A 14,259-nucleotide genomic window follows, 5' to 3' on the forward strand; every position below is an offset into this window, starting at 1 on the left:
AGGATAAGGAACCAGACTTAGGTCAAACTGAGGGCACTTGCGGCGAGGCTACAGGCACGATCACACGAACCGTCAGCCCGGTACGCGCCACCGCATCCGTGTCGCTCAGCTCCAACCGCGCACCCAGGCGATCCCCGATCGCCTTGACGATGGCCAGGCCCAGCCCGGAGCCCGGTTGATCGCTCCCCAACACGCGATAGAAGGGGTCAAAGACGCGCGCGCGCTCGGCCTCGGCAATCCCCGGGCCCGTATCTGCCACCTGCAACACTACAGCGTCGTGCGTCACGCCGACAGACAGGTCCACGCGGCCATAGTCCGGCGTATAGAGGATCGCGTTATCCACCAGATTCTTCACCAAGGTACAGAGGTCGAGTTCCGACGCTCGCAAGGCTGCATCGGGCCCCTCAAGCACCCCCAGATCGATGTGCTTGGCCCGCGCCAGTGGCATCAGATCTTCCAGTACGGTGCGGTAGACCGAACTTACCGAAATCTGGTGAGCGGATGTACCCGAGCCCGCCTGGACCTTGGACAGACTCAGTAATTGATTGAGCAGGTTGCGCCCGCGTTCGATGCCTTTCTGCAGGATCGCCAACCGAGTGCGCGCCGCCTCGGACATCTGGAGATGGTCCATGCGCTGGGCCTGCAAGGACAGCGCCGTGAGCGGCGAACGCAATTCGTGGGCCGCATCTGCGACGAACCGCTGCTGCGACTTGATCGATTCTGCCACCCGCGCAAGCAGGCGATTGATCGCAAGCACGAAAGGCCGTACCTCGGAAGGCAGGTGGTCCGCCCGGATAGGCCGCAGATCGTCGTCACTGCGTGCATCCAGTTGCCGGGACAGACCCGTGATCGGTCGAAACATCGTGCGTATCAGCCGTGCAATGAGCATGAGCAGCACCGGCACCAACACCAGAAATGGCAGCAGCGTCCGCAGTGCGCTGTTGGTGGCCATCTCGTTGCGTGCATCGGTCTCCTGGGACACGGCCACGCGCGCCCCGGAGCGCATCATCTTCACCAGGACGCGATACGACTCGCCTCCCAGGTTCAAGGTCTGCAAGCCGTCCACCAAATCAGCCGGCAAAGGCAGCGCCTGATTGTTCCTGGTCTTTCCTGCGAAAAGGCCTGATGCTCCCAGTACCTGCACATAGACCGTGGAATCGTCGTCGGCATTTTCAATACGAGGGCCGGTCGCCGTCGGCTGCCACGACAGGCGCTGCTGATCGATCAGCGTGGCGATCTGGCGCAGCACGTCATCCTGCAGATCATGCGCCTCGTCGAACACTGAAAGAAACGAAAAGACACCGGCCACCACCGCCACGAAAATCAGAACCGAAGACAGGGTGAAGGAAAGCCTGTACTGAACCGAAGTCTTCAAGCGACTTTTGAGACCATCCATCCGAGTCCCCTCACGTTTTCAATCACTTCATTGCCCAACTTTTTGCGTAGCGAGTGAATGAGGTACTCGATGGCATTGCTCTCGACTTCCTCGCCCCAGCCGTAGATGCGGTCCTCCAGGTCGCTGCGCGAGAGGATGGCACCCGGCCGTGCCAGCAGCGCCCGCAAGAGGGAATACTCGCGCCCCGTCAGGCGCACCGGCGAGCCGCCCTCCATGAATGCCTCGCGCGTGGACGGGTCCAGCGTCACACGGCCATTGGTCAGCAGCGGTGCCCCGCTGCCCTCTTTGCGGCGCAGGACTGCGCGCATCCGCGCCAGCAGCTCCTCCACCTCAAAAGGCTTGACCAGGTAATCATCGGCGCCACCGTCCAGACCCCGAAGGCGGTCATCGAGCGCATCGCGCGCCGTGAGAATCAGCAGAGGAACCGGATTGTCGTGCGCGCGGATCGACTGCAACACATCCTGCCCATCCTTCCCCGGGAGCCCAAGATCCAGCAAGACCAGGTCGTAACGCTGCGCGGCCAGCGACGAAAGGGCCACCAGCCCATCCTTGACCCAATCCACGGCATACGACGCTTCTTTCAAGGCGTCCTGAACGGCCTCGCCAATCATGGCGTCGTCCTCGACCAATAGCACTCTCAACGGGGCCGGTCCTCATGATGAATATCGGGCTGCTGGCACACGCTCCTGGCACGAAGGGCGCGCACGCCCTCGAGGGTCAACCACACGACCACCAGCCCCGCAACGATGGCGGCGATCCCCCGAAGTTCGTCGGCGTCGAAGTCACCCAATAACGGGATCAGACGATCGAGCCCCTCCCCCAGACCGTATCCAAGGCCGCCCACAAGAGAAGCCCAGAGCGCCGCGCCCACCGCGTTGAAAGCAGCAAACCGGCCCCAGGACACCCCACTGATGCCAATGGCGACAGGGCCGGCAACACGCAGCCCATACAGAAAGCGAACGACCAGGATAATGGGGGCATTGTGGCGCTTGAGCAGCGCCTGAACCCGTGCCGTGCGGCGCTCGAGCGCCGGATACCGCCTCACGAGGCGCGCGCCATAGCGGTGACCCACCCAAAAAAAGAACTGATCCCCTACAAAGCCTCCCAGCGCCGCCACGGCCACCACCCCAGGCAACCACAGGTAATTTCGAGCCGCTGCCGCAGCCGCCGCCAGCAGCACCGTTTCTCCTTCCAGAAAGGTGCCCACTGCGACGGCCCAGTAGCCGTAAGTGTGGATCAGGGTTGCAATGTCCATTGGTGGCATTAGAATCACTTTCCTGCAGCTTAGCAAAGCCCGACTTAGGAGAGGCTGAGGCTGGCAAGATCCGCAGCGGCCGTACTACACTCGCGTCATGCCGACTGCAACCAACCGCCATCTTGGCCACACAGGTGAGCCTTACCCGGACGCGTACTACGTACGCCTCGCCGAAGATCGCTTCGTCTCCACCCTTCATGCCCAGGGTGCCTGGCAGCCGGGAGAGCAGCATATGGCTCCAGCATCCGGCCTGGTGCTGGCCGAAGCAGAACGCCGCCTCCCCAGTTCCAAACTGGTGTCGCGCGTGTCCTTCGACATCCTTGGGGTCATCCACTCTGGCGAATTCACGATCGACGTCCAGGTACTGCGTCCCGGACGCTCAATCGAACTCCTGGAAGCCCGCATGCGGCATGGCGACCAGACCAGCATCAGCGCACGCATCTGGCGCCTTGCAGCAAACGACACCACCCGCATTGCGGGGGACGAACGCGCACGTCTGCCAGCTCCGGATTCGATGCCACCTCTGGCTCTTTCATCGATTTGGGGTGGCGGCTACGTGGCCTCAATCGAAACGCGGCGCAATGCAGACGCTCGTCCTGGCCATAGCCTCGCGTGGGTTCGCAGTGCCCTTCCGCTGGTGGCCGGAGAAGCCGACCCCCCCGTCGCCGGGTTTCTGAAACTGATAGACACCGCCAACGGGATTGCCGTGCGCGAACGTCCAGGGAGCGTCTTTTTTGCCAATGTCGATCTGACCGTGCACTTCTTCCGCGCCCCCGAGGCCGGCTGGGTGGGCTTCGACACCCGAGTCAGCTTTGGCCCGTCCGGGCTCGGTGAGACCTTGTCCGCCCTGAGCGACGCTCGAGGGCCCGTGGGCACGGCCGTCCAGAGCCTGACCGTCCGCAGCGGCGAAGACCACCCCGGCCATTCCCGATCAGGTGCCGCAACAGGCTAGTACTCATGACTTGCGTCGCGACCGGGTGCGAAGCCAGCGATTGAGAGGCTCCACCATCACCGTCCCGATGATCATGACAACCCCCAGATAAAACAAGGCACCCAGTTCCTGCTGCTCACCCAGCAAGGGGATGGCCAAGAGTACGGCATAGACAGGCTCCAGATTGGTCGCCATCTGTTGCGCGAACACCGTGATGTAACGCAGGGCCACCAGCAGCAGCGCCATGGGCAAGGCAGTCATCGTCACGGCAAACACCAGCAGAAACACGATGTCCCAACCATGAGGAAAGCTGAATTCTGCCTGCGAACCAGGCAGAACCGCCAGCACGACGGACAGAAACAAGGTCCCGGCCGCCAGTTCGACACAGGTCGCACTGATAGGATGGGTCCGGTTGGCCAGAAGCTTGTTCGTGCCACTGAAGGCCGTCAACGTCGCCGCAGACAGTAGGCCAACCCCCAGCCCCAGATACATGCCGTGGGGAATGCCACCTGCCACCAACGCGACCCCGGGGATGATGGCGACCGCCAGGATCAGATCCCCGCGTTGATACGGCCGGCGCGTCAGAAGAGGCCCGAAGATTGCGATGAACAAGGGTGCCGTGCCCAGACAAACGGCGGCAACCGAAGCATTGGTGAGTTTGACGGCCAGATAGAACAACGCCCAGGTGATCGCCAGAATGACACCGGCACCACAACAGGCTGCGAACACCCGCCAGGACATCTCTCGGATGCCTCGCCACGTCAAGGGAAGAAACAGCAGCACCAGCGCCGCAAGCAGCATGCGCCACCAGACGAGCGACACCGCATCCAAAGAAATGACACGGCCCATGATGGGCGTAAAGCCCCACAGAACCACACAGAAGTGAATCAGCAAATATCCCTTGGTGGCCGAAGAGGCGGATCGAACCGAGCCCACGAACCCAGGGACATGGGTGAATGACATGACTGCAACCTTTACTAGACTGCCATGGCAGAACGACAGCCGGCCACACACCGCCCCGATCCAAAAACGCTTGAGCAGACTGAAAAGGGGACACTAGTATAGGGGGTAAAGCAACCCACCCGAACCGAGAAAGATCATGGAACATCCACCGCTGAAAGTCATCCTGCACGCACCGACGCCGGCGGCGCTGGAGCGGGCACGCAACAATGCCGCCAACCTGCGGCGAGCAGACCCGCAAGCAGATGTCCGCGTCATAGTCAACGCGCAGGCCGTCGCGGCCGCGCTCGATGTGGTCCGCGCAGACCAGGACCCCATCACGTGGTTGTGTCCGAACACGCTGACCCGGATAGGCAGACCGGCACGCGAACCGCTTCAAGTGCTGGACAAACCCGCCGTGCTGGAACTGGCCCTGTTGCAGCAGGCAGGGTGGGTGTACATACGGGCGTAGAGCTTCCAACGTCGGGAAACATACTATGCGGGGAAACACATATTCCCATCCCCACGATCGAGCATCAGAATATCTGCAACGCCCATGAAAAATGCCCAGGCCGTGCGGCCTGGGCATCAAAAGCGGCGTTGGTGGGTCGTGCGCGGCTCGAACGCGCGACCATCGGATTAAAAGTCCGGTGCTCTACCAACTGAGCTAACGACCCAACAAGAATCGAGCATTCTGACAGTATAAAAAAAAGACGTCAAGTTTCAGCCCCAGATACGAGGTAAACCATGACCCATCCGCACGACTCGCTGCCGCTCAAGCTGCACATTCTTTCGGATCTTCACCTGGGTGTCCAGGGGATGCCTCTGCCGGCGATCGAGGCCGACGTCACCGTTCTGGCGGGTGACATCGCCCGCCCGAAGGCGGCCATGCAATGGGCCGCGCAATTCGGCCGTCCGGTGTTGTATATCGCGGGCAACCACGAATTCTACGGGGGATGCATCCCCGAGGTGCGCGCCGAACTCGCTCGTTGTGCAGCCGAATGTGGTGTCCACTTCCTGGATCAAGGGTCCATAGAAATAGGCGGAGTGCGCTTTCTGGGCACCACGCTCTGGACCGACTTCGAACTCTTCGGTCCCGAATGCCGAGACCTTGCCATGGAAAAATCTGCAGAATTCATGCGCGATTTTCAGGTGATCCGCAACGCAGACTACTCGCGTTACACGCCACAAGATTCCATCGCACTCTTTCGTGAACAATACGATTGGCTGGACGCAATGCTCGACGCCCCATTCGAGGGACCGACCGTGGTCATCACCCACCATGCCCCCAGCATCCGCAGCGTGCACCCACGCTTTGCGGATTCCTTGGTCAGCGCCGGGTTCGTCTCTGATTGCACCAGCCTGCTGGGCCGCTCCGCGCTGTGGGTCCATGGCCATACACACGACAGTTTTGACTACAAAGTCTACGGCACTCGCGTTCTGTGCAACCCCCGGGGCTACTGCCGCGACGGTGTCAACGAAAACCCCAACTTCGATGCCAGCCTGTGCGTCGACATCCCCTTGCATGAACAAGACAAGGCGGCCGTAGAGCCTGCAGACACCCCGTCCTGACGCTGCACGACACCGGAAAAGGTCAGCGCGCGCGCGAAATACGCACTTCGGCGCCGCGCCGCTTCACCTCCAGCCCTTCGGAAGACAAAATCTTCAGACCCTCCAGGCCCTTGATATAACTCGACCCCTGCATCTGCATGACACGGATCTTGTTGCGCATCACGACAGGATTATGCTCGGGCATCCCAAACATCCAGACCTCTTCAAGAATGCGGGCCGAATTGATTTCACCCGTATGCTGCGCCGTCGGTCCCAGACACAAGATGTGGCCCTCGCGTCCAAAGACGGGGATAGTGTCCAGGCCAGGATGCAGAGTCCAGCGAGTGCCGCCTTCGTAGCGCCAGCCCGTGTTCAGATCCCACCAGGCGGCCCCTTGCGGCAGGTAAACTTCGACCGTGTCGCCAGCGTGCATGACAGGAGCAACCAGCAGCGCCGGCCCCAGCAGGTACTGTGTGTCCCACAAGTGCGCCTGCGCATCTGCCGGGAAGGCCTGCGCCATGGACCGCTGGACCGGCAAGCCGGTGCGCACCGCATCGTCGACGATGCCTGCCACATATGGGAGCAGGCGATAGCGCCACTGCAGCCAGTGCGCGACGAGCGCACGCGTATCGTCGTCGAAAGCGTCCGGCATCAGTGCCGGATGCCCCTGCAGGCTGAAATTGCCCGAGAACACGCACATGGCAAGCCAGCGCAGATAGAGCTCAGGGGTCATGCTGCCTGTAGGGCGCTCGGGATTTCCCAGCCGGTGCGTCTGGACTGCCACCCCGCTGTTACCGACAGAAAGCGCCGCTTTCAAAGAAGCTGCATAGCCCTGCCAGGTGTTGTCGACCGCAGGCCCCTGCTGCCACGCAAAGCGCTGTACCCCCGGAAAAAGGTCTCGGCTGAGCATGACGCCTTCTTGGGGCGTACGCGGCCCCGCTACGGCATCAAAGAGCGCTTGACGCGCGAGAAACGGATACACATTGCGCAGGACAGTGCCAGATTCGCCGCCCCGGGCCTCGACCTCGGCCGGAAAGTCGATCCTTGCCTGACAAACGGAGGCATCCAGCCCCTCTTCAATGACCTGAAGATGACGTTCAGTCCAGAGCCTACGTGTGTCCTTGTGCGTCAGATCCAGCAAACCAAACGGCTTGCCGCCTGATGCAGCATTGCCGGGATGGACCCAGACATCGCCCTCGGCATCGCACAACAGCCAGCCACGATCCGCCCATTCGTCGAACAGGGTAGTACCCTGCAGCACGCCCGGGAAACAGGATCCCGCAAGATGGAGATTCAGCGCCTGCGCGCGTTCGGCGCAGCTGCGCCAGTCGGATACCCTAGCCGACCACTCGAACACCGGCTTATCCGCCTGAAACCCGAGAACGGCCGGATCGGCCAACACCAGCACATCGAGCGCCATTTGCTGCGTCCGCAGACTGCGGACCTGCGCCAGACTGTCTTCCAGAGACTGGCCCGGGGCCTGGTCCAGCCAGACGCCCATAGGCCACAGATTGGGTTGCCCGGCCCGCCCGGTCAGAGCCGTGTATTGATTCAAGATCTCGGAGGGTTCACCCACGAACAGAAAGACGTCGAGGCCCGCCGCGGCGACCTGGACGCCATAGCGCCCCGGCTCTTGCACATCGTGGACGACCTCTTCGAGGCTGTTGGGGTACACCCCCCAGCCGCGGGGGCTCCACGCCAAGGGCAGGCATCGGTCAGCCTGCTGGCCCGAGACCAGCCGTTGCCCGCGCCGATCCAGATCCGTCAAGGTCTCGCCCAAGCCGAAGAGCGCCTCGTCGTCGCCAAGATCCCAGTCCAGGTGCCAGGGCTCGCCACCCGCTTCCGGCAGCAACAGCTGGGCCTCGCCCACCGGCTGGCCCAGATGCAGCAGCCTCAGGGTAGGCGCTGCGCCACTGATTTCAAGGGCAGTATCCCCTTGCGTAAGACGCCAACACCCTGGCTCGGGAGACAGCGCTTCGAATTCCCCTACAGGCTCTTCGCGGGCCAACAGCATGGCCGCGTGCCTTTGCGCCCGGGCCGAAGGCTTTGCGGGAGCCAGCCAATTGACAGGGCCGCAGCGCAGCCGAAATACTCCGGGCGCGTGCGCTTCGATTCGCAATCTCCATTCGTCTGAATGAAGAGCCCATTCGACGCTAGACGGCGACGAGGCGATCGGGCCGGTTTCAAAAATTGAGTCCGCCAGTTCAATGGTGGGCGACACAGCGTGGTCCTCTGGGCACCGAGCCCGCACGAGTCTTGTAAAAGACATTATTCTGACGGATTTACGTCATAAAATAAAATCCGGCGTCGATCAACGACTTTGACACGCTTCAAAACTCGGCCGGATGGCGGTTCGCCGCAACACTCGCACCCCTATAATGAACCGAGCGGGCACTGCACACTACTTGATGTAACGGTCCGATTTCAAAGACGGTCGGCGGCACGAGACCTGGTTCACTCGCAGCGACCTTCCTGCCATGGAGCATGCCGTGTCGACTCACATCAGCCAGCCACCGAACATCCATCGCTCATGGGTCATGGCGGGGGCTCTGCTGGTTGTCCTGCTGGTAGCGGCAACCGTGCCCATGCCTGCGTCAAGCCGTCACATCGCCAATTACCTCCCGTTACACACCGCTCTCGAAACCCTCTCGGTCGTGGTGTCCATGGCCATCTTTGGCGTGGTGTGGAGCACCCGGCACGAGGCTCTGCCCGCCAACCTGAAGCTTCTGGGAAGCGCGTTTCTGGCCGTGGCGCTATTCGACTTCCTGCATCTGCTCTCCTTCCCCGGCATGCCGCCCTTCATCACGCCGGGCACCGCCGACGAAACCCTCTATTTCTGGCTGCTTGCACGCTTTTCCTGTGCCGCGGGGCTGCTGGCGATCGCCTGGAGGCCCTGGGACTCCCGGACTCCCAAAGTCCCATTCGGGCTCCAGGTGGCCCTGGTACTCGTGGGCGTGACTGCGTTGGCAGCTCTGTATTTCGAATTCCCCGACGATGTCCCAAACCTGTTCATCCCTGGATATGGGCTGACCCCATTCAAGGTCGCGGCCGAGTACCTGCTGATGGGGCTCTACCTGGGCGCTGCGGCGCTGCTCTGGCGGCCACTGCGGGGGGCCCGGCACTTCAATGCGGCGATTCTATCGGCCGCGGCCTGTGTCATGGCCCTGAGCGAGTTTTTCTTCACGCTCTATGGTGAACTGACCGACGTCTACATCTTCTTGGGACACATCTATAAAGCGCTGGCCTACATGATGCTGTTTCGCGCCGTCTTCGTGGAGGCAGTGCAATACCCTTACACCCAGCTGCAAGGCTCGCGCGAGCAACTCCGAGCCACGCTGGACGCGATGCCGGACCTGGTCTTCGAAATGGACGCCGACGGCCGTTATCTGGCCGTATACACCGATCGACCACAAGACCTGTCCAATCCAAAACAGGAGCTGATCGGTCACACCCTGGGCGACATTCTCGACCCCGGCGAAGCCCAGGTCGTACTCACTGCGCTCAAGGAAGCGGAGCACACAGGGGTCTCACGTGGAAAGGTCCTGCGCATCCCCGGGCGCGATGGCACACCGCACTGGTTCGAACTTTCGGTCTCACGCATGGCATCCGGTACCGAGGCCTCCCCCCGATTCGTCGTGATTTCACGCGACGTCACCGAGCGCGTCCAAAGCGAACGCACGCTGCAGCTTCTGTCTCAGGCCGTCATGCAAAGCCCGGTTTCCATCATCATCATGGATGCACAGACCCGTATCGAATTCGCCAACGACGCCTTTACCCGCCTCAGCGGCTACTCGCTGTCCGAATCTCTGGGCCGCACCCCGGACGAGCTCCTGACCTCCCACCGCACGCCCGCAGCCACCCACGAAGACATGTGGCAGCACCTCAATCGCGGTGAACCATGGCAGGGTGAAATCATCAATCGAGCCAAAGATGGCACGGAATACATCGAACTCGCGCTGATTTACCCCGTGCGCGACGCCAACGGCCACATCACCCACTACCTGGAACACCAGGAAAACATCACCGACCGTAAAAACGCCGAAAGCCGCATTCGCGAGCTGACGCTATACGACACGCTGACCGGCCTGCCAAACCGCATCCTGCTGCAAGAACGCTTCAAGTTCGTGAGCGCTACACACCACTCGTTCACGGCGATCTGGATCAACCTCGACAATTTCAAGTCGGTCAACGATGCCATGGGGCACACGACCGGCGACCTGCTGCTGCAGAGCATCGCGCAGCGCCTGCGTGCCGAAGTAGGGGACGCTGGCACGCTGTCACGCTATTCCGGCGACAACTTCGTCGGGCTGTTCCCCAACCTCAACCAGCCTCAAGCAGTGGGGCAAGCCCAGGCGATCATGCGCATCCTGTCGGAGTCCGTCTTGCTGGTGGAGCAGAACGTGATGATGACCGCATCCATTGGCCTGGCACACTACCCCGAGGACGGACAAGAATTCGAAACGCTGCTTGCCAGCGCAGAAGCTGCCATGTATCGGGCCAAGGCCAACGGCCGCAACGGCTTTTGCTTTTTCACCACCGAGATGCAACGCCACGCAAGCCGGGCGCTGGCCCTGGACAACGGTCTGAAACAAGCACAACAACGCAATGAATTCTTCCTGGTGTACCAGCCGCAACAAGACCTGGCCACCGGGCACATCACGGGTGCCGAGGCGCTTCTACGCTGGAATTCACCCACTCTGGGCGCTGTCAGCCCTGCCGAATTCATCCCGGCAGCCGAATCAGGCGGACAAATCCTGTCGATCGGCGAATGGGTCCTGCGCAAAGCGGCGGGTCAGATTCGCCACTGGCAGGACCAGGGCCTGCGAAACATCACGATTGCAGTCAACCTTTCCGCATCCCAGTTCGAGCAGCCAGACCTGCCCACGCTCATCAAAAGGGTCCAGGCCGAGGCAGGCATTCCGGAGGACTGCCTGTCCCTCGAAATCACAGAAGCTGCCACCATCAAGAACCCTCAAGGTGTCGCGCAACGCATGCTGGAGCTGCACGAATCAGGAATCCGCATCGCAATCGATGACTTCGGCACGGGTTACTCGTCGTTGAGTCGGCTCAAGCAGTTCAAAATCCACACACTGAAGATCGACCAGGGCTTCGTGCGCGATCTCAACGTAGATCCCGACGACCAGGCGATCGTCCGCGCCATCATCGAACTCGCGCGCCGCCTGGGCATGAGGACCATCGCCGAAGGGGTAGAGACGGCTGAACAACTCGGTTTTCTGCAGGCGGCAGGCTGTGACGTCATCCAAGGCTATTTCCTGAGCCGGCCGCTGACTCCCGAGGCGTTTGAGCAATTCGTCCGCCAAAGCGACCAAAGCAACGCGGCCCCTGAAGCCAGCGTACCTGGCTGATTGGCGCTCCGATCAACGCACGCGTATCCGGTGCAACAGCTCACGCTCCAGAGGGGCGGGCTCTCCGTGCAGAGATGCCGCAATCACATCACCAGCCAGGGCCGACCACGTCAGCCCCCTTGAGCCGTAGGCACACGCAAGCCAGAGCCCTGCGCACCCTGCGACCTCGCCCACCACAGGCAAATGATCCCGGGTCGCCACTCGCCATGAGGTCCACGGCTGCGGGGAACCCGTTCCCAGCCAAGGCACCTCCCCTTGCGGAAGCCAACCCCCCAACTGATCGAGAATCTCGCGATGCCCTTCTTGTACCGAAGGTTCACCTCCAGACCGTGGCCAGTAGGTACTACCGGCCACGCCCCAGTGCCCCCGCGGCGGCAGGCAGTAGCCCTTTCCGGCCACGATACAGCGCGGAATCGAGGCCTGGTCGCACGACACGGGATACAGGCTCAGCTGTCCCTGAATGGGCTGCGCAGTCCGCAGCACCGGCCATGGGTCCGGCGGCACCACGGTCGACAGCAGGCGTGCCGTGGCGCAGCCCGCTGCAAGCACGACCTGATCGACTTCACTGCAAACCTTGCCTGACGCATCCGTCAGAGCCCAGCCGCCCCGATCGAGACGCGCAAGCCCCACCAGTTGCAGGGGCCGAGTCACAACGCCAGGCGTGGCGCGCAAGGCGGCCACGAGTGGAGAAAAATCGACACGCAGGGCCTGGGCAAACCACAAACCGCCGTCAGGGGCCACAATGCCTGACTGCGCCAGGGCCTCGGGAGCATCCACCCGGCGCACCCATTTGGGCGGAAACCGCAGGCGTGCCATCGCCCTCTCCTGCTCGCGCGCACCGTCGGCGCTCCGACTGCACACCAAGGCTCCGCATGCCACTGGCCGGGCCGCGAGCGGCAGGGTCATCCAGCGAGTCCGCGCGCGTTCCAGCCCGACACGGGACAGACGCGAGCGGGTGTCATCATCGGGACTGAGCGCAGGGACCAGCGCACCGGCAGCCAGCGGGCCGTCTCGGACATCCGGATGGGCCGCTACGCCAGGGTCCCAGAGCTCCACCGCGTCACCTCTCAGTGCCAGCGACTGCGCCACTCCGACCCCAGCCAGCCCGGACCCGATCACCGCGACGCGACGACCGGCCGCATCCTCTGCCAGTGGGCTCCCCAACCCCGGTCGCAAGACGGCGACCGTCATGTCACGCTTGGCGGCAAAGCCTGGCACTTTGGAGACCAGAAAGCCCGCATCCCGCAGGTCCCTGCGCACCTGCCCAGCGGCACACCAGGTGGCCACCGTGGCCCCGGCCACGGACAGCCGCCGCATTTGCCCAAACACGCGGGGTGTCCACATGTCCGGATTGACCCGCGGCGCAAAACCATCCAGATAAAATGCGTCCACCTGCGCCTGAATCTGAGGCGCGAAGCGTTCCACGCGACCCAATGCCAGTGTCAGGGTCAGAGCCCCCCCTTCGAACTCGATCCGGTGCAACCCGGGCAACAGACTGGGCCAGCCGGCGAGCAAGGCTGCTGCATGAGACTGCAAGTCTGCTGGAAGGCGAGCGCAGGATCGGCGCAGGTCAGCCTCCTCAAAGGGATGCGCTTCGAAGGCGACATAATGCAGCCGACGGCAGCGCGCCACGTCTGCACGCCAGGCCTGCCAGGTGGCGAGAAAATTCTGCCCCAGCCCAAACCCCAGCTCGCAGACCGTGAACGATTCACGCTCCCGCCACCGGTCGGGCAAGCGGTTGCCACCCAGAAAGACATGACGCGCCTGCGGCAGAGCACCTTCGGCACTATGGTAGATGTCACCATACTGATCGCTGCGCGGTTCACCGTGCGCATCCACACTCCACCGTGCCGGAACCAGCGGCTCATAACTACCTGGCATGCAGGGACTCCCTCATCGAATCACGTCCGTCACATACAATATCCATCACCGCCACGCAGGCTGCGGGAGCCGAACGTGGCCGCACAGGAACTGTCCCCATGCCTGCTTCTCACCTGCTGTCTGCCGATTGTCTGGATGCCGCCGTCACGGCCGCTCACACGGCAGCCGCCATTTTACAAACGCACGCACTGCACCGCGACGATCTCGAAGTGAGCTTCAAGATGCGCAACGATCTGGTGTCCCAGGCGGACCGCGACGCCGAGCAGGCCATCATCGACATCCTGCACACCCGCACTCCAGCGGTCGGCATCATGGCGGAAGAATCGGGCGGCGAACGCGGCACCTTGGCCACCTGGTGCATAGACCCCCTGGACGGCACCACGAATTTCCTCAGCGGGATTCCACACTATGCCGTCTCCATTGCACTGATCGGGCATGCCGGGTGCCAACCCGACGGCCGTACTCCCCTACCGGAAGACACCCCCCTCATCGGCGTGATCTACGACCCCAACAGGGAAGAGCTGTTTGCTTCGCTGTACGGACTGGGAGCCTGGTTGAACGGCCGTCGAATCTATTGCTCCAAGACCCCCTCGCTGGACCAGAGCGTGGTTGCAACAGGTTTCCCTTTCCGTGATTTTTCATTTGAGGCCCAGTACATGCCCGGTCTGGTCGATGCCATCCACCAGACCCGAGGGATCCGCCGCCTGGGATCTGCGGCTCTGGATCTGGCCTGGACAGCATGCGGGCGCTACGATGGGTACTGGGAAATGGGTCTCGCACCCTGGGACGTGGCGGCTGGAACCGCGTTGGTGCGTGCCGCTGGCGGAGTGTGCGAAGATATCCGCCACCAGCATCCCTGGCCGGAGGACGGCTACGTTTATGCAGGCAACCCGCACACTGCTCCTGCGCTCGATGCCCTCATCGGCAAACACCTATGAAA

11 protein-coding genes and 1 tRNA gene are annotated in these 14,259 nt (G+C 62.4%); 5 read left to right on the forward strand and 7 right to left on the reverse strand.

What is annotated here, in order from left to right; translation table 11 throughout:
- Positions 1 to 22: 22 nt before the first annotated feature.
- From VF285_RS09150 to VF285_RS09160, 3 genes are read right to left on the reverse strand one after another with little or no spacing between them, the layout of a single operon-like run.
- The gene (locus VF285_RS09150; protein WP_346952306.1) at positions 23 to 1,396 is read right to left on the reverse strand and encodes a sensor histidine kinase; all 1,374 of its coding nucleotides are present in this window, start codon (positions 1,394 to 1,396) and stop codon (positions 23 to 25) included.
- Positions 1,372 to 2,037 (reverse strand): response regulator transcription factor, encoded by a 666-nt coding sequence (locus tag VF285_RS09155; RefSeq protein WP_346952307.1) that lies wholly within the window; start codon positions 2,035 to 2,037, stop codon positions 1,372 to 1,374. Before VF285_RS09155 ends, VF285_RS09150 begins: the two co-directional genes overlap by 25 nt.
- Positions 2,034 to 2,651 (reverse strand): DedA family protein, encoded by a 618-nt coding sequence (locus tag VF285_RS09160; protein ID WP_346952308.1) that lies wholly within the window; start codon positions 2,649 to 2,651, stop codon positions 2,034 to 2,036. The genes VF285_RS09155 and VF285_RS09160 overlap by 4 nt, the downstream gene beginning before the upstream one ends.
- 97 nt (positions 2,652 to 2,748) lie before the next feature.
- Between VF285_RS09160 and VF285_RS09165 the strand changes: the two genes are divergently transcribed.
- Positions 2,749 to 3,603 (forward strand): thioesterase family protein, encoded by an 855-nt coding sequence (locus VF285_RS09165; RefSeq protein WP_346952309.1) that lies wholly within the window; start codon positions 2,749 to 2,751, stop codon positions 3,601 to 3,603.
- Positions 3,604 to 3,606: 3 nt separating this feature from the next.
- On the opposite strand, the gene VF285_RS09170 is transcribed toward VF285_RS09165, so the two are convergent.
- Entirely contained in the window at positions 3,607 to 4,545 is a 939-nt protein-coding gene (locus VF285_RS09170; RefSeq protein WP_346952310.1) for a DMT family transporter, read from the reverse strand.
- Positions 4,546 to 4,681: 136 nt separating this feature from the next.
- Between VF285_RS09170 and VF285_RS09175 the strand changes: the two genes are divergently transcribed.
- Positions 4,682 to 4,993: a hypothetical protein gene (locus VF285_RS09175; RefSeq protein ID WP_346952311.1), complete on the forward strand. Its 312-nt coding sequence runs from the start codon at positions 4,682 to 4,684 to the stop codon at positions 4,991 to 4,993.
- A 129-nt stretch (positions 4,994 to 5,122) separates the two neighbouring features.
- On the opposite strand, the gene VF285_RS09180 is transcribed toward VF285_RS09175, so the two are convergent.
- Positions 5,123 to 5,198 (reverse strand) — tRNA-Lys (locus tag VF285_RS09180).
- 70 nt (positions 5,199 to 5,268) lie between these two features.
- Between VF285_RS09180 and VF285_RS09185 the strand changes: the two genes are divergently transcribed.
- Positions 5,269 to 6,093 (forward strand): metallophosphoesterase, encoded by an 825-nt coding sequence (locus VF285_RS09185; protein ID WP_346952312.1) that lies wholly within the window; start codon positions 5,269 to 5,271, stop codon positions 6,091 to 6,093.
- A 22-nt stretch (positions 6,094 to 6,115) separates the two neighbouring features.
- Here VF285_RS09185 and VF285_RS09190 read toward each other — a convergent pair whose 3' ends face one another.
- The gene (locus tag VF285_RS09190; RefSeq protein WP_346952313.1) at positions 6,116 to 8,086 is read right to left on the reverse strand and encodes a glycoside hydrolase family 31 protein; all 1,971 of its coding nucleotides are present in this window, start codon (positions 8,084 to 8,086) and stop codon (positions 6,116 to 6,118) included.
- Positions 8,087 to 8,561: 475 nt separating this feature from the next.
- Between VF285_RS09190 and VF285_RS09195 the strand changes: the two genes are divergently transcribed.
- Positions 8,562 to 11,438 (forward strand): bifunctional diguanylate cyclase/phosphodiesterase, encoded by a 2,877-nt coding sequence (locus VF285_RS09195; RefSeq protein WP_346952314.1) that lies wholly within the window; start codon positions 8,562 to 8,564, stop codon positions 11,436 to 11,438.
- Between the two features lie 12 nt (positions 11,439 to 11,450).
- On the opposite strand, the gene mnmD is transcribed toward VF285_RS09195, so the two are convergent.
- The gene (mnmD, locus tag VF285_RS09200; RefSeq protein WP_346952315.1) at positions 11,451 to 13,319 is read right to left on the reverse strand and encodes a tRNA (5-methylaminomethyl-2-thiouridine)(34)-methyltransferase MnmD; all 1,869 of its coding nucleotides are present in this window, start codon (positions 13,317 to 13,319) and stop codon (positions 11,451 to 11,453) included.
- Between the two features lie 98 nt (positions 13,320 to 13,417).
- On the opposite strand from mnmD, the gene VF285_RS09205 reads away from it, so the two are divergent.
- Positions 13,418 to 14,257, forward strand: a complete 840-nt coding sequence (locus VF285_RS09205; protein WP_346952316.1) for an inositol monophosphatase family protein — start codon at positions 13,418 to 13,420, stop codon at positions 14,255 to 14,257.
- Positions 14,258 to 14,259: the final 2 nt, after the last annotated feature.

The sequence above is a fragment of the Castellaniella sp. genome, from assembly GCF_036379515.1.
In the GTDB taxonomy this organism is placed as follows: Bacteria; Pseudomonadota; Gammaproteobacteria; order Burkholderiales; family Burkholderiaceae_B; genus Castellaniella.